At 66.9% G+C, this 24,453-nt stretch carries 23 protein-coding genes and 1 tRNA gene; 12 read left to right on the forward strand and 12 right to left on the reverse strand.

Annotated elements, in window-relative coordinates; all coding sequences use genetic code 11:
• Positions 1-59: 59 nt before the first annotated feature.
• The gene (locus MJ603_RS00500) at positions 60-677 is read right to left on the reverse strand and encodes a TetR/AcrR family transcriptional regulator (protein ID WP_243061710.1); all 618 of its coding nucleotides are present in this window, start codon (positions 675-677) and stop codon (positions 60-62) included.
• A gap of 69 nt (positions 678-746) precedes the next feature.
• Here MJ603_RS00500 and MJ603_RS00505 point away from each other — a divergent pair, with 69 nt between their 5' ends.
• Entirely contained in the window at positions 747-2,222 is a 1,476-nt protein-coding gene (locus tag MJ603_RS00505; RefSeq protein WP_243061711.1) for an MDR family MFS transporter, read from the forward strand.
• A 37-nt stretch (positions 2,223-2,259) separates the two neighbouring features.
• On the opposite strand, the gene MJ603_RS00510 is transcribed toward MJ603_RS00505, so the two are convergent.
• The 3 genes from MJ603_RS00510 to MJ603_RS00520 all read right to left on the reverse strand — a co-directional run bounded on the left by MJ603_RS00510 (position 2,260) and on the right by MJ603_RS00520 (position 5,435).
• Positions 2,260-3,552 carry an aminotransferase class I/II-fold pyridoxal phosphate-dependent enzyme gene (locus MJ603_RS00510; protein ID WP_243061712.1) on the reverse strand — a complete coding sequence of 431 codons (1,293 nt, stop codon included), beginning with the start codon at positions 3,550-3,552 and terminating at the stop codon, positions 2,260-2,262.
• 37 nt (positions 3,553-3,589) lie between these two features.
• A complete protein-coding gene (locus MJ603_RS00515; RefSeq protein ID WP_243061713.1) occupies positions 3,590-4,639 on the reverse strand; it encodes a DUF4190 domain-containing protein in 1,050 nt (349 codons plus the stop codon).
• A 112-nt stretch (positions 4,640-4,751) separates the two neighbouring features.
• Complete coding sequence (locus MJ603_RS00520; protein WP_243062690.1) at positions 4,752-5,435, reverse strand: endonuclease/exonuclease/phosphatase family protein; 684 nt, start codon at positions 5,433-5,435, stop codon at positions 4,752-4,754.
• Between the two features lie 126 nt (positions 5,436-5,561).
• Here MJ603_RS00520 and MJ603_RS00525 point away from each other — a divergent pair, with 126 nt between their 5' ends.
• Positions 5,562-6,164, forward strand: a complete 603-nt coding sequence (locus MJ603_RS00525; RefSeq protein ID WP_243061714.1) for a DinB family protein — start codon at positions 5,562-5,564, stop codon at positions 6,162-6,164.
• 6 nt (positions 6,165-6,170) lie between these two features.
• On the opposite strand, the gene MJ603_RS00530 is transcribed toward MJ603_RS00525, so the two are convergent.
• Genes MJ603_RS00530 through glpK form a run of 3 tightly spaced genes read right to left on the reverse strand, consistent with a single transcriptional unit; the run spans position 6,171 to position 8,164 of the window.
• The gene (locus MJ603_RS00530) at positions 6,171-6,425 is read right to left on the reverse strand and encodes a hypothetical protein (RefSeq protein ID WP_243061715.1); all 255 of its coding nucleotides are present in this window, start codon (positions 6,423-6,425) and stop codon (positions 6,171-6,173) included.
• 16 nt (positions 6,426-6,441) lie between these two features.
• The gene (locus tag MJ603_RS00535) at positions 6,442-6,612 is read right to left on the reverse strand and encodes a hypothetical protein (RefSeq protein ID WP_243061716.1); all 171 of its coding nucleotides are present in this window, start codon (positions 6,610-6,612) and stop codon (positions 6,442-6,444) included.
• A 43-nt stretch (positions 6,613-6,655) separates the two neighbouring features.
• Positions 6,656-8,164: a glycerol kinase GlpK gene (gene glpK, locus MJ603_RS00540; RefSeq protein WP_243061717.1), complete on the reverse strand. Its 1,509-nt coding sequence runs from the start codon at positions 8,162-8,164 to the stop codon at positions 6,656-6,658.
• Positions 8,165-8,414: 250 nt separating this feature from the next.
• Here glpK and MJ603_RS00545 point away from each other — a divergent pair, with 250 nt between their 5' ends.
• Entirely contained in the window at positions 8,415-9,212 is a 798-nt protein-coding gene (locus MJ603_RS00545; RefSeq protein WP_243061718.1) for an HNH endonuclease family protein, read from the forward strand.
• 28 nt (positions 9,213-9,240) lie between these two features.
• Here MJ603_RS00545 and MJ603_RS00550 read toward each other — a convergent pair whose 3' ends face one another.
• Together MJ603_RS00550 and MJ603_RS00555 are read right to left on the reverse strand one after the other, a co-directional pair.
• Positions 9,241-9,801: a YdeI family protein gene (locus MJ603_RS00550; RefSeq protein ID WP_243061719.1), complete on the reverse strand. Its 561-nt coding sequence runs from the start codon at positions 9,799-9,801 to the stop codon at positions 9,241-9,243.
• Between the two features lie 4 nt (positions 9,802-9,805).
• Complete coding sequence (locus MJ603_RS00555; RefSeq protein ID WP_243061720.1) at positions 9,806-10,729, reverse strand: TIGR01777 family oxidoreductase; 924 nt, start codon at positions 10,727-10,729, stop codon at positions 9,806-9,808.
• A gap of 152 nt (positions 10,730-10,881) precedes the next feature.
• On the opposite strand from MJ603_RS00555, the gene MJ603_RS00560 reads away from it, so the two are divergent.
• Positions 10,882-12,267 carry a glycine--tRNA ligase gene (locus MJ603_RS00560; RefSeq protein ID WP_243061721.1) on the forward strand — a complete coding sequence of 462 codons (1,386 nt, stop codon included), beginning with the start codon at positions 10,882-10,884 and terminating at the stop codon, positions 12,265-12,267.
• A 13-nt stretch (positions 12,268-12,280) separates the two neighbouring features.
• On the opposite strand, the gene MJ603_RS18680 is transcribed toward MJ603_RS00560, so the two are convergent.
• Positions 12,281-13,288 carry a zinc-binding dehydrogenase gene (locus MJ603_RS18680; RefSeq protein WP_243061722.1) on the reverse strand — a complete coding sequence of 336 codons (1,008 nt, stop codon included), beginning with the start codon at positions 13,286-13,288 and terminating at the stop codon, positions 12,281-12,283.
• Positions 13,289-13,343: 55 nt separating this feature from the next.
• Positions 13,344-14,795 (reverse strand): DHA2 family efflux MFS transporter permease subunit, encoded by a 1,452-nt coding sequence (locus tag MJ603_RS00570; RefSeq protein ID WP_243061723.1) that lies wholly within the window; start codon positions 14,793-14,795, stop codon positions 13,344-13,346.
• Between the two features lie 176 nt (positions 14,796-14,971).
• Here MJ603_RS00570 and MJ603_RS00575 point away from each other — a divergent pair, with 176 nt between their 5' ends.
• Together MJ603_RS00575 and MJ603_RS00580 are read left to right on the forward strand one after the other, a co-directional pair.
• On the forward strand, positions 14,972-15,556 hold the full coding sequence (locus MJ603_RS00575) for a TetR/AcrR family transcriptional regulator (RefSeq protein ID WP_243061724.1): 585 nt from the start codon (positions 14,972-14,974) through the stop codon (positions 15,554-15,556).
• Between the two features lie 53 nt (positions 15,557-15,609).
• Positions 15,610-16,653 (forward strand): zinc-dependent alcohol dehydrogenase family protein, encoded by a 1,044-nt coding sequence (locus tag MJ603_RS00580; RefSeq protein ID WP_243062691.1) that lies wholly within the window; start codon positions 15,610-15,612, stop codon positions 16,651-16,653.
• Positions 16,654-16,736: 83 nt separating this feature from the next.
• Here the strand turns inward: MJ603_RS00580 and MJ603_RS00585 are convergent.
• A tRNA-Leu gene (locus MJ603_RS00585) sits at positions 16,737-16,823 on the reverse strand.
• Positions 16,824-17,110: 287 nt separating this feature from the next.
• Between MJ603_RS00585 and MJ603_RS00590 the strand changes: the two genes are divergently transcribed.
• From MJ603_RS00590 to MJ603_RS00615, 6 genes are read left to right on the forward strand one after another with little or no spacing between them, the layout of a single operon-like run.
• Positions 17,111-17,854, forward strand: coding sequence for a DUF3662 and FHA domain-containing protein (locus MJ603_RS00590; RefSeq protein ID WP_243061725.1), 744 nt, complete (start codon positions 17,111-17,113; stop codon positions 17,852-17,854).
• A complete protein-coding gene (locus MJ603_RS00595) occupies positions 17,851-18,519 on the forward strand; it encodes an FHA domain-containing protein (protein ID WP_243061726.1) in 669 nt (222 codons plus the stop codon). Before MJ603_RS00590 ends, MJ603_RS00595 begins: the two co-directional genes overlap by 4 nt.
• 3 nt (positions 18,520-18,522) lie before the next feature.
• A complete protein-coding gene (locus tag MJ603_RS00600) occupies positions 18,523-19,767 on the forward strand; it encodes a PP2C family serine/threonine-protein phosphatase (protein WP_243061727.1) in 1,245 nt (414 codons plus the stop codon).
• Entirely contained in the window at positions 19,751-21,154 is a 1,404-nt protein-coding gene (locus MJ603_RS00605) for an FtsW/RodA/SpoVE family cell cycle protein (RefSeq protein WP_243061728.1), read from the forward strand. The genes MJ603_RS00600 and MJ603_RS00605 overlap by 17 nt, the downstream gene beginning before the upstream one ends.
• A complete protein-coding gene (locus MJ603_RS00610; RefSeq protein WP_243061729.1) occupies positions 21,155-22,606 on the forward strand; it encodes a penicillin-binding protein 2 in 1,452 nt (483 codons plus the stop codon).
• Positions 22,603-24,318 (forward strand): serine/threonine-protein kinase, encoded by a 1,716-nt coding sequence (locus tag MJ603_RS00615; protein ID WP_243061730.1) that lies wholly within the window; start codon positions 22,603-22,605, stop codon positions 24,316-24,318. The genes MJ603_RS00610 and MJ603_RS00615 overlap by 4 nt, the downstream gene beginning before the upstream one ends.
• Positions 24,319-24,453: the final 135 nt, after the last annotated feature.

Here is a 24,453-nt window from a genome sequence, read left to right on the forward strand (position 1 = left end):
AAAGCACGGCAGGCTCTTGCCACGATGCCGCCAACGCGCGAGCCGGGTTCGCGCGAACCTCACAGAGCGCGATCCGCACCCGGTTCCATGTAGTGATCGACGAGCGGAAGAAAGATCTCGTCGACGACGGACGCGATGAACTCGTCGGAAACGGTCGTCAGCGTCATCAGCAGTTCGTGCCTGAAGAGGTCGAACGGCAGGCTCTGCACCCGCTCGGGCACGACGCGCAGATCGATCTCCCCGCGCTCCTGCGCCCGTGTGAGGATGACGCTGCTCCAGACCGTTCGCGGTCCGACCAGGCGCTCCCGCACCTCCCCGAGCGACATCTCGCTGAAGAGGCCTGCGAACTGGGCATTGAGCATGACGACCATCTCGACCCGTCGGTCGCTCGCCAGGCGCAGCAACTCGTACAGATCTCCCCGCAGGCTGCCGGTGTCCGGCACCTCGACGGCGTCGCGGTCGTAGTGCCATCTGATCGCGGCCAGGACCAGCGCCGTCTTGTCCGGCCAACGTCGGTAGAGCACCGGCCGGCTCGTGTGCGCACGCTCCGCGACGGCGTCGAACGTGAGTCCGGTGAAACCGTTCCGCTCGAGCTCGTGCCACGCGGCCTCGAGAAGGGCGTCTTCCAACTCCTCGCCTCGGCGGCGCTGTTGCGGGGGCGACTTCTCAAGATCCACTTGTGTATCTTATCGTGCGGACGTATTCTTTGCCTTTAGATACACATTTGTATCTAACCAAGGAGTGTCATGAGCAAGAACACCAAGGCCGCCAAGCCGGGCCTCGACAAGAACGTCACGCGCACGGCCAGCGTGCTCATCGTCGGCGTTCTCGCCGTGGTCTTCGATACCACGATCATGAGCGTTGCGCTGCATACGCTGTCTGTGCAGCTGAAGGCGCCGGTCTCCACGATCCAGTGGGTGACCACCGGCTACGTGCTCGCCCTCGCAGCCACCGTTCCGCTCAGCTCATGGGTGCAGAACCGCTTGGGAGGCAAACGCGCCTGGATGCTCGCACTCACGCTGTTCCTCGTGGGCTCCGTGCTCTGCAGCGCCGCCTGGAATGCCGAGAGCCTCATCATCTTCCGCATCATCCAAGGCATCGGCGGTGGGCTGATGCTCCCGCTCATGCAGACCCTGATCATACAGGCAGCCGGCGGTAAGAACCTCGGAAGAATCGCCGCCACGGTCGGGCTCCCCGCCATGCTCGGTCCGATCCTCGGCCCGGCGATCGGCGGCATCATCTTGAACTGGTTGGACTGGCGTTGGATCTTCTGGGTCAACGTTCCGTTCTGTGTCGTCGGCCTCATACTGGCCTGGCGAATGCTCGCCCGCGACACCAGGGCAACCGTGCGGCCACCGCTCGACGTGGTGGGCATGATCCTGTTGCTACCGGCGCTCGTCACGCTTCTGGTCGGACTCTCGAACTCCGCGGGAACGAAAGGCTTCGCAGCGACGGATGCCTGGATCCCGATCGTCGTCGGCGCCGTGCTGCTGATCGCGTTCGTGATCTACGCCCTGATCGTGCGGGATCGCGCGCTGGTGGACATCCGCTTGCTCAGACATCGATCGGTCTGGTCGGCGTCGAGTCTGCTGTTCCTCTCCGGAATCGCCGCGTACGGCATCATGCTGCTGCTTCCTCTCTATCTGCAGCAGCTGCGCGGTGCCAGTGTGCTCGCGGCCGGTCTCTTCCTCGTGCCGCAGGGTCTCGGCACTCTGGCGAGCCGCACGCTCGCCGGAGGCCTCACTGACAAGATCGGCGCGCGCTGGGTGGGCTTCGCGGGCTTCGCGATCGTCGGCCTCTCCACGATCCCGTTCGGGTTCAGCACGGCGACCACGAACGAGTGGTACCTGATGGCCGTGCTCTTCGTGCGCGGGTTCGGACTCGGAGCCGTCGTCTTGCCCCTCATGGTCGCGTCATATCAGGATCTCGATCGGGCGGACATCCCGCACTCGAGCGTCATCACGCGAACGGTGCAGCAACTCGGTGGATCGTTCGGCACGGCGATTCTGGCTGTCGTCCTGCAGTCCGCACTCGTCGCGAACGCATCCAGAGGGCCGGCAGGCGCCGCGGACGCCTACGACCAGGCGTTCTGGTGGTCGATCGGCTTCGCCGGTCTCGCGACGCTGCTGGCGCTGGCGCTGCCCGGCCGCCCGAAGAAGGCCGTGGAACCCGTGCCCGCACCGCAGGTCGCCACGGTGTCCTCCGCCCCGTCGGTCGAGTAGCGCGGGCGCCGCCGCCGCTGGTCGAGCAGCGCCCGCGCTACTCGACCAGCGGCGGCGCGACGAGCTTCTCCAGCTCGGCCAGCAGGATCGCGGTGCAGAGTCCCTCGAGCGCTTCGACGAGTTCGGCGAGCGGCGGCATCGTCGGCGCGATGCGGATGTTCGCGTCGCGCGGGTCCTTGCCGTACGGATGCGTCGAGCCGGCGGGCGTGACCTTGATGCCCGCCTGCGCGGCGAGCGCGATCGCCCGCGCGGCGCATCCGTCACGAACGTCGAGGCTCACGAAGTACCCGCCTGTCGGGTTCGTCCACGACCCGGCGCCGTAGGGCGCGAGCCTGCGCTCGAATACCTCCTGCACCGCCTGGAACTTCGGACCGATGATCTCGCGGTGCTTCAGCATGTGGTCGGTGAGGCCCTGTGGATCCCGCAGCAGACGCACATGACGCAGCTGGTTGATCTTGTCGGGGCCGATCGACTGCACGGCGGTGTGGCCGAGGTACCACGAGACGTTCGCCGGCGACGAGCCGAAGAACGAAACGCCGGAGCCCGCGTAGGTGACCTTCGACGTCGAGCCGAAGACGAACACCCGGTCGGGGTGGCCGGCCTCCTCGGCGAGCTTCAGGATGTCGATCGGTGCCGGCACGTCATCCGTCAGATGGTGCACCGCGTACGCGTTGTCCCAGAAGATGCGGAAGTCTGCCGCGGCCGGCAGCGACACGAGCGCCCTCGCGACCTCTTCGGTGTAGATCGCACCTGTCGGGTTGGAGTGCACGGGCACGCACCAGATGCCCTTGATGCTGGGGTCCTCGGCGAGCAGGCGCTCGACCTCGGCGATGTCGGGGCCGGCATCCGTCATCGCGACCGGCACCATGCGGATGCCGAGGTGCTCGTTGATCGCGAAGTGGCGGTCGTACCCGGGCACCGGGCACAGGAAAGTGACGGTCTGCTCCTTCGACCACGGCCGCTCGCTCTCCGGCAAGCCGTGTAGAAGGGCGTGCACGACCACGTCGTGCATCACCGTGAGGCTGGCGTTGCCCAGCGCGAGAAGCTGCGGCACCGGCACCCGGAAGGCGTCGGAGAAGATCGACCGCAGCTCCGGCACGCCCTGGGCGCCGCCGTAGTTGCGCAGGTCGGTGCCGGCGGCATCCTTGTAGTCACCGTCGCCCGGAAGCGACAGCAACTCGTTCGAGAGGTCGAGCTGGGCCGGCGACGGCTTGCCTCGCGTGATGTCGAGCGAGAGCCCGCGTGCGACGAGCGCGTCGTATTCGGCGGCCAGGTGCGAGCGCAACTCGCTCAGCTCGGCAGAGGACAGATCGGTGAGGGCGGGGGTCACCCTTCGATCGTAGCCATCGCCGATGACCGTTCCGAGGTCAGTCGCTGAACTCCGCGTAGTCGTAGTGTTCGGCGATGCTCACGGACAAAGCGACGTCACTCTGCGACGCAAGCGAGAAGGCGATGTGGTACGTGTGCGTCGCTCCGGCGGCGAGCGAGAAGTCGGTCATGGTGTCGAGGCTCTTGTCGAGGATGTCGTCACCATCGGTGCCGCCTGCCGTCGCCTCGCCGATCAGGTTGACGGTGATCTTCGCACTCGAGCCGTTGTGCACCGTGACGTCGTAGCCGAGGTCGACCTTCTGCGTCGACCAGATCGGGTCGTTCGGGGTGTACGGCGTTCCGGCCGGAATCGTCACGGTCACGCCGTTGTCGTACGACACGGTGTCGCCGAAGCCGACCGGTCCGTCTTGCGTCGTCGAGTGGAAGGTGTCCTTTCCGCCGTCGCTGTACGGGGGCGGTGATGCCGTCGCAAGCGGATGCGACGGAGAGCCGTTGATCGACGAGAAGAACAGACCGAACCAGGTCACGGTGAGCAGCACACTCAGAATCACGGCCAGCCCGCCGGTGACGAGTCCGGCGATCGACATTCCCTTGCCTGCGAACGCTCGCGCCAGGGCGATCGCTCCGAGCACGACAGCCGCGATGCCGGCCAGCCCGGCGATGATGCCGATGAACGGAACCCAGCTGAACAGCAGTGCGCCGACGCCCAGCACCAGCGAGGTGATGGCGAAGCCGAGCCCGCGACGGGTCGGCCGCTGGTACGGCGGAGGGTATGCGGCCGCGTTGGGCTGGTAGACGCCGGCGGGCGGGTAGGTGCCTGGCTGCGGAGGTGGATAGCCACCTGGTGGCGGAGGATACGCGCCGACGGGCGGCGGGTACGCACCGGGAGGCGGCGGGTATGCACCAGCGGGTGGCGGTGGGTATGCGCCGGGAGGCGGTGGCCCGTAATCCGCGCCCTGCACCGTCTGCGGGGCTTGCGGGGCTTGCGCCTGCCCGGATTCGGTCGTGGGCGACGGGGCATCCGGTGCAGCAGGCTCGACCGGTCGGCCTTCCGCATCGGCTGTGTTCTGGTCCTGCGCGTCGCTCACTGCATTCCCCCGCATCGAGTCGCCCTCGCCGGCGATTCGCGCGGCTCGAACGATGGTGGTCGTGGTGCTGGAGGTGCGCCCTGCGCGCCACCCGGCATCCGGTGCGATGAGTCTACTGAGCGCTCTCGGCGCTGTATTCGGCCGCCACCACGATCGGCATGTGGTCGGAGTCTCCGCGCGGAAGCGTCTCGACGGTTCGCACGTCGAGCCCCGCCGAGGTGACGAAGTCGAAGTGCCCCTTGAAGAACTTGTACCGGGTGTAGGTCTTGCGATCGCTGAGCGACATGTCGTACCCGGATGCCTTCACCTTCTCGCCAAGAGACTGGGTGAAGAAGGGGTAGTTGTAGTCGCCGATCATGAGCGTCGGCGCTCCATGTCCCAGCCGCAGCAGCTCGGCGTGCGCCGCGTGGATCTGCGTGCGCCGCAGGGAGTTCAGCGCCGTGAGCGGCGCCGCATGGAACGACGCGACGACGATCTCGTTGCCGGTGTCGACATCCTCGAGCAGTGTGCCGACCAGGCGTTCGTGCGCGGGCGCCAGCACCCGGTCGTGCAGCGATTTCTTGAGTTCGTACGTGTCGGTCTCACGCAGGTGGAATCGATCCTCGCGAAAGTAGACGGCGAGGCCAAGGCGATTGCGCTTGGTCGAGTCCGCGAGCTTGAGCGTGCCGACCTCTGCAGGGAGCACGGTGGTGTCCGCCTCTTGCAGGCACATGACGTCAGCGTTGCTGGATGCCGCCAAATCGAGCAGTTCGCCCGTCGCACGGTTCTTGCGGAGGTTGTAGCTCAGTATTCGTATCAGGGCGATCACTTCTTCTTGCGGTGAGGTCGGGTGACGCGATGATACCCGGCGCGTGTGAGTGCCGTGTGAACGGATGCCGTCGTTCCACTATGCCTGCGGATTCCCGAGAGCTACCGTCGAGACATGGCCGCCCCCGAAGACGCGAAGTCCGTTTTGCACCAGTACCTGCGCGCTCAGCGCGACGCGCTCGTGGCCAAGCTCGACGGACTCGGCGAGTACGACATCCGCCGCCCCATGACGCCGACGGGCACCAACCTCCTGGGGCTGGTGAAGCACGTCGGCAGCGTGCAGCTCGGCTATCTGGGCGAAGTCTTCGGCCGGGCTTCCTATGACCTCGACCTCCCGTGGCTCGACGACGAAGCGGATGCCGAGGGTGCGGACATGTGGGCGACGGCCGACGAATCCCGCGAGTTCATCCTGGATTTCTACCGCACGTCCTGCGAACGAGCCGACGCGACCATCGGGGCCCTCGAGTTGGATTCTCCTGGCGTCGTACCGTGGTGGGCCGCCGAGCGCAGGGACGTCACCCTGCACCGCGTGCTCGTGCACCTCTGCGTCGAGGTGGCGCGGCATGCCGGGCACGCGGACATCCTGCGCGAGAACATCGACGGAGCGACGGGCAACCGCAACGAGCATCCGGTGCAGGACGACCCGAAAGCGTGGTCGACATTCGTCGGCCGCATCGAAGGCGCCGCGCAACAGGTCAGGGACCGAGCCGAGGGCTGACGCCCCCTACGCCTCCGGGTGCTCGTCTTTCGGGAGGTCCTTACGCTCGCTCTTGCTCAGCTCGGCGGTTCCCGGCAGCCCCTTGGGCGGTCGTCCGCCGTACCAGAGCCCTGTCTGCTGATACCACTGCACCTTGCGGTAGTGGTCGTCCATCGCGTTGCGCACCGCCGCCCGGATGACGAGGTAAGCGATCCACACGAACAGCGCCGCGATCAGCACGTAAAAAATGATGACGACGGCTATTGCGACTCCGTTGAACAACGAATATCCGACGATGTCAATCTCTCCCTCTGTCGTGCACTTCGCTCGCGCTCGTCTCGGGCGCCTTCGCCCGTTCCAGCGAGTCGGCGATGCGCTCGGTTGCCGCGGCGATGCGTCGCAGATATGCCAGCACGCTGATTCCGGCGAGCACGACCGCGACGATTCCGAAGAGCACCAGCCAGTCCATCCGGTCACCCTATCGGTCGGGTGTCCGGCGAGCGCCAGTGCGCTCAGGCCTCGTCGACCCAGTCGAACGTCTTCGTGACCGCCTTCTTCCAGGTGCGGTACAGACCCTCCACACCATCGCGGTCGGAGGTCGGCGTCCAGCGCGCGCCCTCCTGCCAGTTGGCGCGCAACTCGTCGCGCCCGCTCCAGAAGCCGACAGCCAGGCCGGCCGCGTACGCAGCGCCGAGTGCCGTGGTCTCTGCGACCGTCGGCCGCACGACAGGGATGCCCAGTACATCCGCCTGAAACTGCATGAGCAGCTCGTTGGCCGTCATGCCGCCGTCGACCCGCAGCTCGGTCAGCGGCGTTCCGGTGTCCTGCTCGACGGCCTCGATCACGTCGCGCGTCTGGTAGGCGGTCGACTCGAGAGCGGCCCGCGCGAGGTGCGCCTTGTTCACGAAACGGGTGAGGCCCACGATCGCGCCGCGGGCATCCGGCCGCCAATAGGGGGCGAAGAGGCCGGAGAAAGCGGGAACGATGTAGGCGCCGCCGTTGTCGTCGACGGATGCCGCGAGCTTCTCCACCTCTTTCGCATCACGGATGATGCCCAGATTGTCGCGCAGCCACTGCACGAGCGATCCCGTGACGGCGATCGACCCCTCGAGCGCGTACCGCGGCGCCTCGTCGCCCAAACGGTACGCGAGCGTGGTGATCAGGCCGTTCCCGCTGCGCACGATCTCTTCGCCGGTGTTCACGATGACGAAGTTGCCCGTGCCGTAGGTGTTCTTGGATTCGCCTGCGTCGAACGCCGCCTGGCCGAACGTGGCGGCCTGCTGGTCGCCGAGGATGCCCGCGATCGGCGCCTCGCGCAGCAGACTGTGCGACTCCGCCTGGCCGTACACCTCGCTCGACGACCGGATCTGCGGGAGCATCGACCGCGGCACACCGAATGCGTCGAGGATGTCGTCGCGCCAGTCGAGCGTCTCGAGATCCATGAAAAGGGTGCGCGACGCATTCGTCACATCCGTGGCGTGCACACCGCCGTGCTTGCCGCCGGTGAGATTCCAGAGCAGCCAGGTGTCTGTGGTGCCGAAAAGCAGGTCGCCGCGCTCCGCCCGCTCGCGCGCGCCGTCGACGTTCTCGAGGATCCAGGCGATCTTCGTGCCGGAGAAATAGGTGGCGAGCGGCAGGCCGACGGCATCCGTAAACCTGCGCACTCCCCCGTCTGCTGCAAGCCGGTCGACGATGTCCTGCGTACGCGTGTCCTGCCACACGATGGCGTTGTACACCGGCTTGCCGGTCTGCTTGTCCCACACCACGGTGGTCTCGCGCTGGTTCGTGATGCCGACCGCCGCAAGATCGTGCCTGGTCAGATTGGCCTTGCCGAGAGCTACGCCGATCACCTCGCGGGCATTGCGCCAGATCTCCATCGGATCGTGTTCGACCCATCCGGCCTTGGGGAAGGTCTGCGTGTGCTCCAGCTGCCCGACCGAGACGACAGTTCCCGCGTGGTCGAACACGATCGCGCGGGTACTGGTGGTCCCTTGGTCGATGGCGAGGATGTGCGTCGACATGCAGTTGAGGCTATCCCGGTCTTTACGCGCACACGCCTGCGGCGTAGCGTGAATGCCACGTTTTCGGCCGACGCGCTACGCCTCGACCGAACGAAGACGCCGGCGCCCGGCGGATGGCTCCGACAGCCCCGCCGACGCCGTGCGTTCGTTATTCTCCGCCCCCGCCCCGATCTCACCGTCGCCGCGCGTCGTAGGGCGTCGATAGAGTCATTCCCTGCGTCGATTCGCCGCGTGAACCCGAGGAACGAGCTTGCCCGCAGCACTCCGCAACACCGCCCGAACAGCACGTCTTCCGCACCGAGTCGGCCGTCTCACCGCGACGATCGTCGCGGTCGCTGCGGCGGGTGTGCTGCTCGCGGCCTGCTCCGTCGAGGGGTCGTTCGTGGCCGGGATCGGCTCTGACGGGAGCGTCGCAACCGCCGCACCGACGGCCGGGACCCCGGGCCCCTCAGGCGCGGCGGCCGCGCTGCTCACGACGATCCCCGTGAAGGGCCGCGCCCCGCACACGGACTACGACAGGGTGGGCGACTTCGGCCCGGCGTGGAAGGACATCGACGGCAACCACTGCGACACCCGAGACGATGTGCTCGCGCGCGACCTCACCGCCATCGTCACGAAGGGATCGTGCACCGTCGAGTCCGGCGTTCTGAACGATCCGTACACGGGCAAGACCATCAACTTCGTGCGAGGGGTGCAGACATCCGTCGCCGTGCAGATCGACCACCTGGTCGCCCTGTCGGATGCCTGGGAGACCGGCGCCCAGCAGCTCACCCAGCAGCAGCGCGAGACCCTTGCGAACGACCCGCTCGAACTTCTGGCGGTCGACGGACCGACCAACGAGAGCAAAGGCGACGGGGATGCCGCCACCTGGCTGCCGCCGAACAAGGCGTTCCGCTGCAGCTATGCCGCGAAGCAGATCTCGGTGAAGGCGGCGTATCACCTGTGGGTCACGCCGGCCGAACACGATGCGCTCGCCCGCATCCTGAGCGGATGCCCCGGCCAGCAGTCCTGGACCTCCGCCCTCGCACCCACTGTCGGGCTCGGCTAGCCCCGACTCCCTGAGCGCGCGAGGCGAGTCAGTTCCCTCGGGTCAGCCCGACGACGATCTGTTCGACGTACCGGTCTCGTGTCTCTGCGCGCTTGGCGAGCGCCAGCTTCGTGAGCGCAGCACGGCGCACGCCGGGGGTCTGCGCGCCCCACGCCTCGTGTGCGCCGGCCGCGGCGAGCGCTGCCCCGAGATCCTCCGGCACGACGAGGGCGTCGGCGTCGTCGAGAATGCTCCACATCCCGTCCGCCTTGGCGGCTTCGACGAGGCGGCGGCCGGCATCCGTCATGCGTCCTTCGGCCTCGAGCTTGGCGACCCGTTCCTTGTTCGTTCGCGACCACGGTGAACCCGCTCTGCGCGGCACGAACCACAGCGCTGAGCGCTCGTCGTCGATGGTCTTGGACTGACTGTCCACCCAGCCGAACGCGACGGCCTCGGTGATCGCCTCGTCGTACGTCATGGCCGTACGCCCGGTGACGCGACGCCATGACACCAGCCACACCCCGGTCGACGTTTCGTGGTGCTCCTCGAGCCAGCGCCGCCACTGTGCTGTGGTCTCGAGCGGCAGGTGCTCGGCGTCGTCGCGCGACATAACGTCACGGTACATTCACCCGAAGTCCCTGAGCGAGCGAAGCGATCGCGTCACCGGCCGTCGCGTCAGCGAAGCGGAAGCCGTCGTTCAGGAGCGCGGAAGGAAGCATCCTCTGGCTGCCGAGAAGCAGCTCGTCGGCCGCGCTCTGCAACGCCAGCCTCAGCGCGAATGCCGGTGCCGGGAATCCGTACGGCCTGTGCAGCGCGGTAGCGAGCGAGCGTACGAATTCGCCGGCAGTCGCGGGCGTCGGTCCCGCGAAGTTGACCGGCCCGGCCAGGCCGGAGCCGATGATGTGGTCGATGGCCGCGACTTCGTCGCGCAGGCTGATCCACGGCCACCATTGCCGCCCGGAGCCGATCGGGCCCGCCAGGCCGGCCCGTGCCAGCAGCCGAAGCGGCGTCATCGCGCCGCCCTGGCCGACCACGAGACCGGTGCGTACGAACGCAACCCGCGTGACCTCTGATGCCGGTGCCGCCGCCTGCTCCCAGGCGGTGACGACCGCCGACAAGAATCCGCTGCCGCGCTCGGACTGCTCCGTGAGGTCCTCGTCGCCTCGGTCGCCGTAGTACCCGACGGCCGACGCGCTGACGAAGACACCGGGCGGGCTCGCCGCCGCACGGATGCCGTCCACGACCGTCTGCGTCACATCCAACCGCGACTGCAGCACGACCTTCTTATATGCAGGCGTCCACGGCAGGCGGCTGATCGGTGCTCCCGCGAGGCTCACCACGGCATCCGCACCACTCACGACAGCCGGGTCCAGGATGCCCGCAGCCGGGTCCCAGCGCGCCTCGCCCTGCGCGCGCACCGGTCGCCGCACCAGCCGGACGACCTCGTCGCCCGTGGTCTCCAACCGCTCCGCGAGCGCCGAGCCGACCAGACCTGATGCGCCGGCGATCACGATGCGCCGTCTCGACCGTTGTGCCATGTCACCTCGCCGTGCTGTTCGAGCCGCTGCGCTGTTGGAGCGCTCAGGGCCCAACGTCCCTCACTCACTAAACTAGGGGGGTCCGACGATTCTCGGGTGGAATGCGGTCGCACCACCTGCTTCCCTCCGCCCGATCCTCCAAAGGGGATGCCATGCCCGACCAGAACGCACTCGATGCCGTTACCGCCCTCGCCCGCCACCGCGGGTTCGTGTTCCAGTCGGGGGAGATCTACGGCGGATCGCGTTCCACCTGGGACTACGGCCCCCTGGGCGTCGAGCTCAAGGAGAACATCCGCCGCCAGTGGTGGCAGTCGTTCGTACGCGGCCGAGGTGACATGGTCGGCCTCGACTCGGCCGTCATCCTGCCGACGAAGGTCTGGGAGGCATCCGGCCACGTCGCCACCTTCACCGACCCGCTGGTCGAGTGTCTGCACTGCCATCACCGGTTCCGCGAAGACCACCTGATCGAGTCGTTCGAGGCGAAGAAGGGCAGGTCCCCCGAGGGCGGCCTGGCCGACATCGTCTGCCCCAACTGCGGCACGCGCGGCCAATGGACGGAGTCGCGCTCCTTCTCCGGTCTGATGAAGACGTACGTCGGTGTGGTCGACGACGAATCCGGCCTGCACTATCTGCGGCCGGAGACAGCCCAGGGCATCTTCGTGAACTTCGCGAACGTCGTGCAGGCGGCGCGCATGAAGCCGCCGTTCGGCGTCGGGCAGGTCGGCAAGGCGTTCCGCAACGAGATCACGCCGGGAAACTTCATCTTCCGCACCCGCGAGTTCGAGCAGATGGAGATCGAGTACTTCGTGCCGGCGGCGGGTGCCCCCGAGTCGTTCGACCACTGGGTCGAGGCCAGCTGGAACTGGTTCGTCGATCTCGGAATCGACCCCGCGCACATGCGCAGGCTCGATGTGCCCGACGGCGAGCGCGCCCACTACTCCGATCGCACCATCGACCTGGAGTACGAATTCGGCTTCTCGGGCAAAGGCTGGGGCGAGCTCATGGGCGTCGCGAGTCGCACGGACTTCGACCTCAAGAACCACATCACGGCATCCGGCAAGGATCTGTCGTTCTTCGATCAGGCATCCGGTGAGCGCTACGTGCCTTACGTGATCGAGCCGTCGTTCGGTCTGACGCGCGCGATGATGGCGTTCCTCGTCGACGCGTACCACCAAGAGGAGGTGCCGAACGCGAAGGGCGGCACCGACACCCGCACGGTGCTGAAGCTCGACCCGCGCTTGTCGCCCGTGAAGGTCGCGGTGCTGCCGCTGTCACGCAACGAGCGACTTTCACCGCTGGCACGGTCGCTGGCGGACGACCTGCGCAGGCACCGCAATGTGGAGTTCGACGACTCCGGTGCGATCGGACGTCGCTACCGCCGACAGGACGAGATCGGCACGCCGTACTGCGTCACGGTCGACTTCGACTCGCTCGACGACAACGCCGTCACGGTGCGCGACCGCGACAGCATGGGCCAGGAACGCATCCCGATCGACGCCCTCGACGCCTACCTCACGGAGCGCCTGAACGAGCGCTGACCCTGCGCCTCGCTCACGCGCGCGGGTCGACGTGCACCTTCGGTCCCTTGCCGGCGCCCACCGGCCGCTCGCCGGCAAGCACGGCGGCGACCCCGTCGAGTCCGACGGTCGCGGCCACCAGCGGCCGCGCATCCACTGCACCCGACGCGAAGCCGGCGATCGCGCCATCCAGTCCTGGTGATGCGCTCAGGATGCCGACGGCCGTCACATCCTTGAGCAGCATCGAGCGGGTGTCGACCAGGCTCGGAGCCGGCGAGATGCCGATGAGCACCACGCGACCACCAGGCTGCACGAGATCGACGGCTCGTGCGGGCGTCGCGGCATCCGTGGCGGCATCGATCACCGCATCGAACGGCAGGTCGGGCACGGCATCCCGGCCGAGCCACGCGTCGAATCCGAGCGTGCGTGCGAAGTCGACGGATGCCTGCGACACCCCGACAAGATGCACATCGCTTCCCTCGGCCCTGGCGAACATCGCAGCGAGCAGACCGATGGTGCCGGGTCCGACGACGAGCACGTGCTCCGCGGATGCCGCCGCCCGTGCGGCGCGCAGCCCGTTCCCCGCCGGCTCGACGAGGGCGCCGAGCGTGTCGTCCAGCGTGTCCGGCAACGCGTGCAGCGAGGTGGCCGGCATGGCGATCCGCTCGGCGAGCGCTCCCGCGCGACCGCGGCGGATGCCCACTTCCTCACGCTCGGCGCACACGTGCTGGCGCCCGCTGAGGCACAGCCTGCAGCGCCCGCATCCGAGCATCGTGTCGCCCGTGACGCGGCGGCCGAGCCACGAGGCATCCACGCCGTCGCCCACCTCGGTGACCACGCCCATCCACTCGTGCCCGATGCGTACCGGATACCGCGCATTGCCGTCGTGCAGGTAGGCCATGTGCCCGGTGTAGAACTCGACGTCGGTGCCGCAGACGCCCGCGCGCTGCACATCGACGACGACCTCACCGGATGCCGCAACCGGCTCCGGAACATCGGCCACCTCTGCCTGCCCCGGCGCCGTGATCACGAACGCGCGCACCTTCGCTCCCGCTCCCGCCGCCTGCGCGGCATCGATCTCGAGACTAGGGCGTGAGTCACTGGGCCGTGGTGGAGTTCGCGCGGCCACGCGTGATCACCGTGACGGTGATCGCCCCGAGAACAGCTGCTGCAGCAGCGCCAAGGAACACCAAGCCGAATCCCGAGGTCAAAGCGTCGGCCTTCGCCGTTCCGGATGCCATCAGCTCTGTCACCCGGTTCGCCGCGATCGTGGAGAGAACGGCCAGCCCCAGAGCACCGCCGACCTGCTGGCTGGTGTTGACGAGCCCGCTGGCGAGGCCCGCGTCCGACCCGGAGGTGCCGTCGACGGCAAGCTGCGTGGTGGCGATGAACGATGCCCCGAGCCCGGCACCGATCACAATCGTCGGTACGAGAAGCGAGCCGACGAACGTCGCATCGGCCGGGGCGAACGAAAGCCACACGAGCCCTGCTGCGAGCACCAGCAAGGCGACGACCAGCACGCGGCGGGCACCGAACCTGGCGAGCACGGAGGGCACCACGCCGGCGATGATGACGAGCGTGCCGGCGAGCGGCAACTGGGTCAGCCCGGACTCCAACGCGCTGAAGCCGAGCACCTGCTGCATGAAGACGGAGAGCGCGAAGAACGTTGCCGTGGTTGCGGCGCCCGCGAACAACATCGCGGCATTGCCGCCGGCGACGGTCGGCAGACGGAAGATCCGCAGGTCGATCAGCGGCTGCGCACTGCGGTGCTCGATGATCGCGAAGGCCGTGAGCAGCAGGGCCGCCGCCACGAAGAGACCGATGATGAGCGGGTCGGCGAACCCGAACTGCTCGGACAAGCTGAGCGCGCCGACAAGGGAGACGAGCCCACCCGTGACCGTCAGCGCGCCGGCGAGGTCGAGACGCACGCGGGCGGACTCTCGATCGCGGCCGATCAGGAAGGGCAGTGCGATGAGCACGACGAGGCCGGCCGGCACGTTGACGAAGAAGATCGCCTCCCAGCCGAACGCCGCTGTGAGTACGCCACCGAGCAGAACGCCGGCCGCGCTGCCGATTCCAGCGACGGCTCCCCAGACGCCGAGCGCCTTCGCGCGATCCGATGCGATCGGAAAGAGCCGAGTCACGAGCGCGAGCGACGCAGGCATCAGAAGCGCTGCGGACGCGCCCTGAATCGCGCGGGCGCCCAGCAGCATCCCGCCGTTCAGCGAGAACCCGGCGAGCGCGGATGCCGCGATGAAGCCGACGACGCCGACGAAGAAGACACGACGATGCCCGAAGCGATCGGCGAGCCGTCCTCCCAACAGCAAGAGCCCACCGAGAGGCAGCACGTAAGCGGTGATCACCCAGCTCAGCTGGGCCGTGTCGAGGTGCAAGTTCGCGCCAATCGAGGGCAGTGCGATGTTGACGATGGACGCGTCGAGCATGACGAGGAATTCGGCGATGGCCAGGATCGCCAGCGCGATCCACCTTCGCTGGGTGGGCTTCGCTACCCCTGTGTCGACGGTGCGGTCTGCGGTGTTGAGTGTCATGGCCTTGTGGTCCTTTCGTGAGGAGTGCGCTTCGGTGAGGATGGTGGTGAGTGAGCAGTCAGTCACTCTCGATGGAAAAAGAAAAGACGCGGTCGGCGTCGTTGTGAGTGACCGTACACTCACTCATTGGCGCAGGCAAGGGCATCCACAGAATTGGTGAGTGTACGATCACTCACATGTCTTCGACTCTGTCCACCTCAGACCTGCGACGCGAGACCGTCATCACCGCCGCGATCACCGCATTCGCGCGCAGCGGCTATCTGGGAACGCCGACCAGCGCGGTCGCCGAGGAGGCCGATATCTCGACCGCCTACGTCTTCAAGCTCTTCCCGACGAAGGAGGCCCTTTTCGTCGCCGCGCTCACGCGATGCATCGAACTCATCGTGCAGACGCTCGAACGAGGGGCCGCAGCCGCGAAGGATCAGACGCCGAAGGGCATCCTCGACGCGATGGGTGAGCAGTACGCGGAACTCATCGCCGATCGCGACCTGCTCATGATGCAGGTGCACGCACAATCGGCCTGCGACATCGACGTCATCCGTCAGGCACTTCGTGACGGCATCGGGAGCATCACCCGGTACGCGTCGACCCGTTCCGGCGCGAGCGACGACGCGGTGCAGGCCTTCATGGCGTACGGGCAGCTGTGCCACCTGATCGTGACCGCCGGCCTCGACGCCGTCGACGCGCCATGGGCGAAGGGGCTGGTCGCGGGCATCCGTCACCCGCAGCCCACGAAGAAGTCGAAGAAGAAGGCATCCTGATCCGACCGATCGGTCAGAGACCGCCCGGCGAGAATGGTCGGATGCCAGAGACGATGCGCGCGGTCGTATACGGCCGGGTCGGCGAGAGGCCTCGGGTGACCGCGGTGCAGATTCCCACGTGCCCGGACGACGGCGCACTCGTTCGCGTCGCGGCGACCGGCGTGTGCCGGTCCGACTGGCACGCGTGGCGTGGTCACGACCCCGTGCCGCTGCCGATCGTCCCCGGCCACGAATTCGCAGGCGTGGTCGAGCGGGTCGGCCACGACGTCACGGGCTTCGCTCCTGGCGACCGCGTCACGGCCCCGTTCGTGAACGGCTGCGGCCGGTGCGAGTGGTGCCTCCGCGGCGACGCGCAGGTCTGCCCGGATCAGACGCAGCCCGGCTTCACCCGAGACGGCTCGTTCGCCGAATTCGTCGTGGTCGCTGCCGCCGACATCAATCTCGTGGCGCTTCCAAATGCCGTCGGCTTCGACGCCGCCGCCGCTCTCGGCTGCCGCTTCGCCACGGCGTTCCGCGCGGTCACCGTGCACGGACGGGTGGCCGCCGGTGACGAAGTCGCCGTCTTCGGTTGTGGCGGAGTCGGTCTTTCCACCGTGATGATCGCCTCGGCGCTCGGTGCCAACGTCACCGCCGTCGACGTGTCGGATGCCGCACTCGGCCGGGCCACCGCACTCGGCGCGACCCACACCATCCGCGCGACGGACTCCGGTCCCGCACTCGAGCGAGCCGTCACCGAGGTGACAGGCGGGGGCGCCCACGTGAGCGTCGACGCCTTGGGATCGGCGGGCACCGCGGCGTCCGCTGTTCGGAGCCTGCGCCGCCGAGGCATCCACGTGCAGGTCGGTCTGATGCTCGGTGACGCGGCCGCCGCTCCGCTGCCGTGGGACCGCGTCGTCGCCTGGGAGCTCACCGTGTCCGGCTCCCACGGCATGAGCGCGCGCGATTATCCGGCCATGCTGGCGATGATCGCCGACGGCCGTATCGACCCGGCCGGTTTGATCGGCGAGATCACCGATCTCGGTGGTGCCATCGACGCACTCGTGGCGATGGATGCCCCGCAACCGTCGTCCGCCGGCATCGTCATCGCGCGGCCATAGCAACGACCCCACATCCGTCAATTCGCAGCAGCCCGACACAGGCAAATGACGAAGACCCCCAGTTTCCCGGGGGTCTTCATCACTGGTGCGCGAGGGGGGAGTTGAACCCCCACGCCCTCACGGGCACACGGACCTGAACCGTGCGCGTCTGCCTATTCCGCCACTCGCGCATGCCGGTACGTCTCCGTACCAACCCAGCGAGATTAGCATGCAGCAGCTGGGTACGCCATTTGGGTCGTCGCCTCTCATGGCACCATGCCTCACCCGCTTCACCTCGTGCAGCGTATTGAGTTTCGGAGTTCTTCCCCGACACGCCGCTCACGGCTCATGACACGCCGTCCCCAACGACGTTTCTCCGAAATCCAGCACGCCCATCGCCACCCCACCGCCGCTCACGGGCTCCTTCTCACGGTGTGCGGCTAACATTCACATAGTCGTCGGGCAGATCGGGAGACCTGTGGGCATTCTGGACAACTTCGAGAAAGGCCTCGAGCGTGCTGTCAACGGTGCCTTCGCGAAGACGTTCCGGTCAGGGTTGCAGCCGGTCGAACTGACCAGCGCTCTCCGCCGCGAACTCGACACGAAGGCCGCCGTTGTGACACGCGACCGCATTCTCGCGCCCAATGACTTCACCCTGCTGCTGGCGCCCAACGACTACAAGCGCATGCACGCCATGGGCCCGGCGCTCACCGACGAGCTGACCGACTTCGTGCAGCGGCACGCGAGCGCACAGCATTACCAGTTCGCGGGAGGCATCTCGATCAGCATGCGACCTGACGACTCGCTGAGCACGGGCATCCTGCACGTGGAGTCTCAGAACGTGAAGGGCAACGTCGCCTGGGTTCCGGTGCTCGACATCGGCGGCAAGCGCTACCCGCTGAAGCACTCGCGCACGGTCGTCGGCCGCGGCAGCGAGGCCGACATCACGGTGGATGACACCGGCACGTCGCGCAAGCACATCGAGATCGCCTGGGACGGCTCGCACGCCCAGGTGCGCGATCTCGGCTCCACGAACGGGTCACAGCTCAACGGGAATCCGGTCAAGAAAGCGGTACTCGAGCCCGATTCGGTCATCACCATCGGACGCACCCGTATCGTGTTCCGTGTGCTGCCACAGGCATCCGCCGCCGTGCCCTCCCGCCGCGAGCCGGACGACGTCACCCGACGGCACGACATCGACGGGTTCTGGGACAGGTCATGACGGTCAGCACCCTCACCCTCCTCGTTCTGCGCATCGGCTTTCTGCTGCTGATGTGGGTCTTCGTGTTCGCGATCGTCTACGCACTCCGCAGCGACCTGTTCGGACAGCGCGTTCGCAAGCTCCAATCGGATGCCTCCGCCGGCCCGTTCACGAACGTCCCGTCCTCGGCGCCTGCGGCCGCCGCCCGGCCGCAGGCGTCACCGACGGCGCCGACCGGCGCGTTGTCGACCGGAGACTCCCCGCTCGCCGGCCTCGCCAGGCCGATGACCGGGCAGATCACGCAGCCGTCTACTGGGTCGGGCACCTCGGGCGTGCGAGCGCAAGCGGGCTTTCCCACCGGGTCCCTCCCGAACCGTCCGATGGCGACGGTCCTCACCGCGAGCAAGCTCGTGATCACCTCCGGGCCACGGCGTGGCACCGAGGTGACGCTCGGCAACGAGCCGATCACCATAGGGCGCTCCGGCGAGTCCGGCCTGGTGATCCGCGACGACTACACCTCGACCCACCACGCACGCCTCATGCTGTGGAACAACGAGTGGATGATCCAAGACCTCGACTCCACCAACGGCACGTTCCTCGACGGTCAGAGGGTGACCGTCCCCACCCAGGTTCCGCTCGACGCTCCCATCAAGATCGGCACGACGACCTTCGAGCTGCGGCGGTAGTCCATGGCGACGTCGATCAGGGCCGTGGCGGTCTCCCATGTGGGAAAGGTGCGCTCGAACAACCAGGACTCCGGGTACGCGGGAGCTTCGCTGTTCCTCGTCGCCGACGGCATGGGCGGGCACGCGGGCGGTGACGTCGCATCAGCGATCGCCACGAACCGCATCAAGGAGATCGACCACGACTATCCGACGGCCGAAGACGCGCAGGTCGCTCTGCAGTCGGCGTTGCTCGCGGCCAACGGACTGCTCGCCGAGACGGTGTTCGAGCATCCGGAGCTCACGGGCATGGGCACGACCGTCAGCGCGATCATCCGCGTCGACGACAAGCTCGCGCTCGCGCACATCGGCGACTCGCGCATCTACCTGCTGCGCGACGGCGAGCTGAAACAGGTCACCGTCGACCACACGTTCGTGCAGCGCCTCGTCGACACCGGCCGCATCACAGAGGAGGAGGCGCTCACGCACCCGCGTCGGTCGGTGCTGATGCGCGTGCTCGGCGACGTCGATTCCTCGCCCGAGATCGACACCTGGACCGTCGACACCCTGCCCGGCGACCGCTGGCTGCTGTGCTCGGACGGGCTCAGCGGTGTGGTGAAGCGGGAGGTCATCGCTGCCATCCTGAGCAACGTCGAGTCGCCCAAGGTGGCGGCGGAACGCCTCGTCAGAGCCAGTCTCGACGCAGGTGCTCCCGACAACGTGACCGCAGTGATCGTCGACGTCACGACAGCGGAGGAAGAGGCGCGAGAACCCGTCACGGTGGGTTCAGCGTCCGCTCCCGTGCACTTCGAGCGGGAACCCAGCACACACACCAGAGCGCTTCGTCTTCCGGCTCTGCGGCTGCATCCGGCGCGACCGGCGACCGGCCCGACCCACTTCGAGCCTCAGACCGACGACTACCTCGACGAGCTCATCGAAGAGGATCAGCGGCGAGCGCGCCGCCGCAGGCTCACCTGGCTGCTCAGCGGCGTCCTGCTGGTGGTCGCCATCGCACTCGCCGTGCTGCTCGGGTATCAGTGGACCCAGTCCAGATACTTCATCGGCGAGTCCTCCGGCAAGGTCGCCATCTTCCAGGGCGTGCAGCAGAATCTCGGACCCATTTCGCTTTCGCACGTCTACAAGGAGACCGCAGTCGACGTCGACAACCTGAGCCCGTACGAGCAACAGCAGGTCGAAGACACCATCAACGCGTCGTCGCTCGACGACGCAAGGCGCATCGTGGAGCAGCTTTCGAATGACAGCTCCAACTAGCTCGACCACGGCCGTGTCATCGCGGCCGGGAGCGGCAACGGCACCGCTGCGTCGCATCCGCCTGCCCAAGAAGCTGCGCAATCTCGAGCTTGGCCTGCTCATCTTCGCGTGCGCCATCAACGCCATCGCCGTTGTGCTCGTCGAGTTGGGTGCGCTCGGCCACCTCGACTTCACCCTGGTGTTTCTGGGTGCAGGCCTCTCGGTGCTCGTGTTCGCCATGCACATCGTCATGAGGTATCTGGCTCCGGATGCCGATCCCTTCGTGCTCCCGATCGCCACCGTGCTCAACGGCATCGGTATCGCCGAGATCTACCGCATCGACATCGCCAACCACGACTCCGGCTGGGAATCGGCCGCCGTACGCCAGATCGTCTGGACCGCGATCGCGGTCCTCTGCGCCATCGCCGTCATCGTGTTCATCCGCAACCACCGGGTGCTCCAGCGCTACACCTACGTGTTCGGATTCAGTGCCCTCGTACTGCTCCTCTTGCCGATGCTGCCGGTCATCGGCAAGAACATCAACGGCGCACGCGTGTGGATCGGCATCGGCCCGTTCAGCTTTCAGCCCGGCGAGATCGCCAAGATCGCCCTCGCGATCTTCTTCGCCGGCTACCTCGTGCAATCCCGCGACTCCCTGTCGATGGTGGGCAAGAAGTTCCTCGGCATCCGTTTCCCACGCCTGAGGGATCTCGGGCCGATCCTCGTGCTCTGGATCGTCTCGATGGCGGTGATCGTCTTCCAGCACGACCTCGGAACCGGCCTGCTTTACTTCGGGCTCTTCCTGGTGATGCTCTATGTCGCAACGGCACGGGTCGGCTGGGTCGTCATCGGCCTGGTGCTCTTCGTCGGCGGTGCTCTGATAGCGAGCCGAGTGCTCGACTATGTGCAGGGCAGATTCCAGAACTGGCTGAACCCGTTCAGCGACCACGTCTACAACGCGACCGGCGGCAGTTACCAGTTGGTGCAGGGCCTCTTCGGTCTGGCGCACGGCGGGCTGCTCGGCACGGGGCTCGGACAGGGCTATCCGACGGTGACGCCGCTCGCCGAGAGCGACTACATCATCGCGAGCCTCGGCGAGGAGCTCGGCCTCATCGGGCTGTTCGCCATCCTCTGCCTCTACCTGCTGTTCGTCTCGCGCGGACTGCGGGTGGGCTTCGCGGGTCAGGATGACTTCGGCAAGCTCCTCAGCGTGGGCCTCGCCTTCGCCGTAGCCCTGCAGGTCTTCATCGTGATCGGCGGCATCACCCGCGTCATCCCGCTGACCGGACTCACCACCCCGTTCCTCGCCGCAGGCGGATCGTCGCTTGTCGCGAACTGGATCATCGTCGCACTGCTCCTGCGCCTGTCCGACACGGTGCGCAACCAGCCCCGATTGGTGGTGAGCTGAGTGAACCGTGAGATCAAACGGGTCAGCATCGTGGTGCTCGCGATGTTCCTCGCGCTGTTCGTCTCGACCTCGATCATCCAGGTCGGCGCGGCGGACAGCCTCAATGCGGATGCCCGCAACTCCCGAACCCTCTACGCCAGTTACCAGGTGCAGCGCGGCTCGATCCTCGTCGCCGGCCAGCCGGTGGCGGAATCCGTGCCGAGCAAAGACACCTACAACTACCAGCGGGAGTATCCGCAGGGACCGCTGTACTCCGCCGTCACCGGCTTCTTCCCGATCAGCGGCGCTCCGACGGGCATCGAGGGTTCGATGAACAGCGAGTTGAGCGGCACCTCGAACGACGACTTCATCGACCAGCTGCAGAACCTGGTCACCGGGCACCACCCGCAAGGCAATTCGGTCGAGCTCACGATCGATCCGGTCGCGCAGCAGGCCGCCTACGACGCACTCGGCTCGCAGCAGGGTTCCGTCGTGGTGCTGCAGCCGAAAACCGGTCGCATCCTCGCGATGGTCTCCAAGCCCGACTTCGACCCGAACACGCTCGCGGTGCACAACGTGACGCAAGTGGATGCCACCTACCAGAAGCTCTTGAAGGCCGACGGAGATCCGCTGATCAACAAGACGATCAACGAATTGAACCCGCCAGGATCGACGTTCAAGCCGGTGGTGCTCTCCGCTGCACTGGAGAGCGGTAACTACACGCTCAGCTCGCAGATGCCGAACCCGTCGAGCTTCACACTTCCCGGCACGAGCACCGTCATCCACAACGACTCACTGACGTCGTGCGGTGCGGGCAGCACCGTTTCGCTCGAGACGGCGCTGATACTTTCGTGCAATATTCCGTACGCGGAATTGGCGATCAAGCTGGGCTCGCAGGCCATCAAGGCTCAGGCGCAGAAGTACGGGTTCAACACCAGCTTCTCGGTACCCATGCATGCCTCGGCGAGCCAGTACCCGGGATACTCGGACCAGGCGAAGCTGGCCATGAGCGGCTTCGGTCAGGCTGATGACACGGCGACCGCCCTGCAGATGGCGATGAACGCGGCGGCGATCAGCAACGGAGGCACCGTGATGCAGCCCAACCTGGTGGAGTCGGTCGTCACGCCCGACCTGCAGGTTCGCGAGACGTTCAACCCCACGACGTTCGGTCGTGCGACGAGCGAGACCACAGCCGATTCGGTCGCTCAGACCATGGTGAAAGACGTCTCTGAGGGCGTTGCGAGCAATGCAAGAATAGACGGGGTCCAGGTCGGCGGTAAGACGGGGACCGCGCAGAACGGCACGAACGACCCGTACACGCTGTGGTTCACCGGGTTCGCTCCGGCGAATGATCCTCAGTTCGCTATTGCGGTGGTGGTCGACAACGGCGGCGGATTAGGTCAGCGGGGCGACGGGAATTCCGTGGCTGCTCCGATTGCGAAGAAGGTACTAGAGGCGGTGCTTGGAAAATGAGACCCACGACAGGGCTCACGTTCGGCGGACGATACGAACTCCAGTCGCGGATCGCGATCGGCGGCATGGGCGAGGTCTGGCAGGCCACCGACCTCGTCATCGGCCGCCAGGTCGCCATCAAGATCTTGAAGGACGAGTACCTCGGCGACCCGACCTTCCTCGAACGCTTCCGCTCGGAGGCCCGCCACGCAGCCCTCGTCAACCACGAGGGCATTGCGAACGTCTTCGACTACGGCGAGGAAGACGGTAGCGCCTACCTCGTGATGGAGCTCGTGCCCGGTGAGGCGCTCTCCACCATCCTGGAGCGCGAGCACACGCTCTCCACCGACAAGGTGCTCGACATCGTCGCGCAGACCGCCGCAGCTCTGCATGCCGCTCACGCCGCGGGCCTGGTGCACCGCGACATCAAGCCCGGAAACCTGCTCATCACACCCGATGGCCGGGTGAAGATCACCGACTTCGGAATCGCGCGCATCGCGGACCAGGTGCCGCTGACCGCCACCGGTCAGGTGATGGGCACGGTGCAGTATCTGTCACCAGAGCAGGCATCCGGTCACCCGGCGTCGCCGACGACCGACATCTACTCGCTGGGCATCGTCGCGTACGAGTGCCTGGCGGGCCGCAGGCCGTTCACCGGCGAATCCCAGGTGGCCATCGCGATGGCCCAGATCAACGAGCAGCCGCCGCCGCTCCCCGTGACGGTGAGCGAGCCGGTGCGCAACCTGGTCTATGCATGCATCGCCAAGAACCCCGCAGAGCGGCCGCAGTCCGCTGCACACCTCGCCCGCGCGGCAACGGCGCTGCGCCGCGGAGATGTTCAGGCGGCTGCTGCCGCCGTGCCGGCCATTCTCGGCGACGGCATGAGCACGACCGGTTTCAACACCCTGCTCATGCCGTCCGGAGCTGCTGCCGGTGCGACGCAAGCCACGACCGTGCTCTCCGCAGCCGATGCCGATGGCGTCGAAGGTGAAGAAGGCGAAGAGGAAGAGCCGAAAAAGAAGAAGCGCAGTCCGTGGACATGGCCGCTCATCGCGTTGATCGCACTTCTCGCGATCATCCTGATCGCGACGCTCATCGCCCTGTTCACGCAAGGCCACGGTGCACCGGCACCCAGTTCCACAACCACAGCGCATACGACCGCTCACACCACCTCGAAGTCCCCGAAGCCGACTATTACAACACCGGCGCCTCAACCGACGAGCGCCGTCATCAACGGCGCCGACTACATCGGCAAGAACATCAACGACGCAGTCTCGGCGCTGGGGACCGCCGGATACAAGAACGTCAAGCAAGTGCTCGGAACCCCGGCCACCACCCAGTCGGCAGTCGGCGCGGTGTATCAGATCACGCCGACGGGAACGGTCGACTTCGACGCCACCATCACGCTGACGTACTACGACCAGATGACCTCGCCTAGCGCGCCGACCGACACCGTGTCGCAGGTCGGCGGCAACAACCCTGTGAGTGCGGGCGATCAGGTCCAGTTCAACTGGGGCGGCGGCCAGTGTCCCGCCGGTCAGAACCTCACCGGTCACCAGTTGTACGTGAATGGACAGGGCCAGGGATCCGTCTCTGGCAGCACATCCGGTACGACGTGGACTGTTCCGACGGCTGATTCGGGCAACACGGTTCAGGTCACCTACACGATCTTCTGCGGTGATGGTTCGATCGAATCCGGGCAGTCGAAGCCGCTGGCTGTCGTCGTTCAGTAGTCCAGGTTTTGTGCGCCGATCTGACGAATCGACGCACAACTCCGTACCACCTCGCGGAGTGTACCGAACACTCAACCTCTCCCCAGTACACTGTTCGCAGTGTTGCCTGACGTCGAATTTCCTTCCACAGATGAA

Origin of the sequence: Humibacter sp. RRB41 (genome assembly GCF_022761015.1) — a bacterium.
Lineage (GTDB): Bacteria > Actinomycetota > Actinomycetes > Actinomycetales > Microbacteriaceae > Humibacter.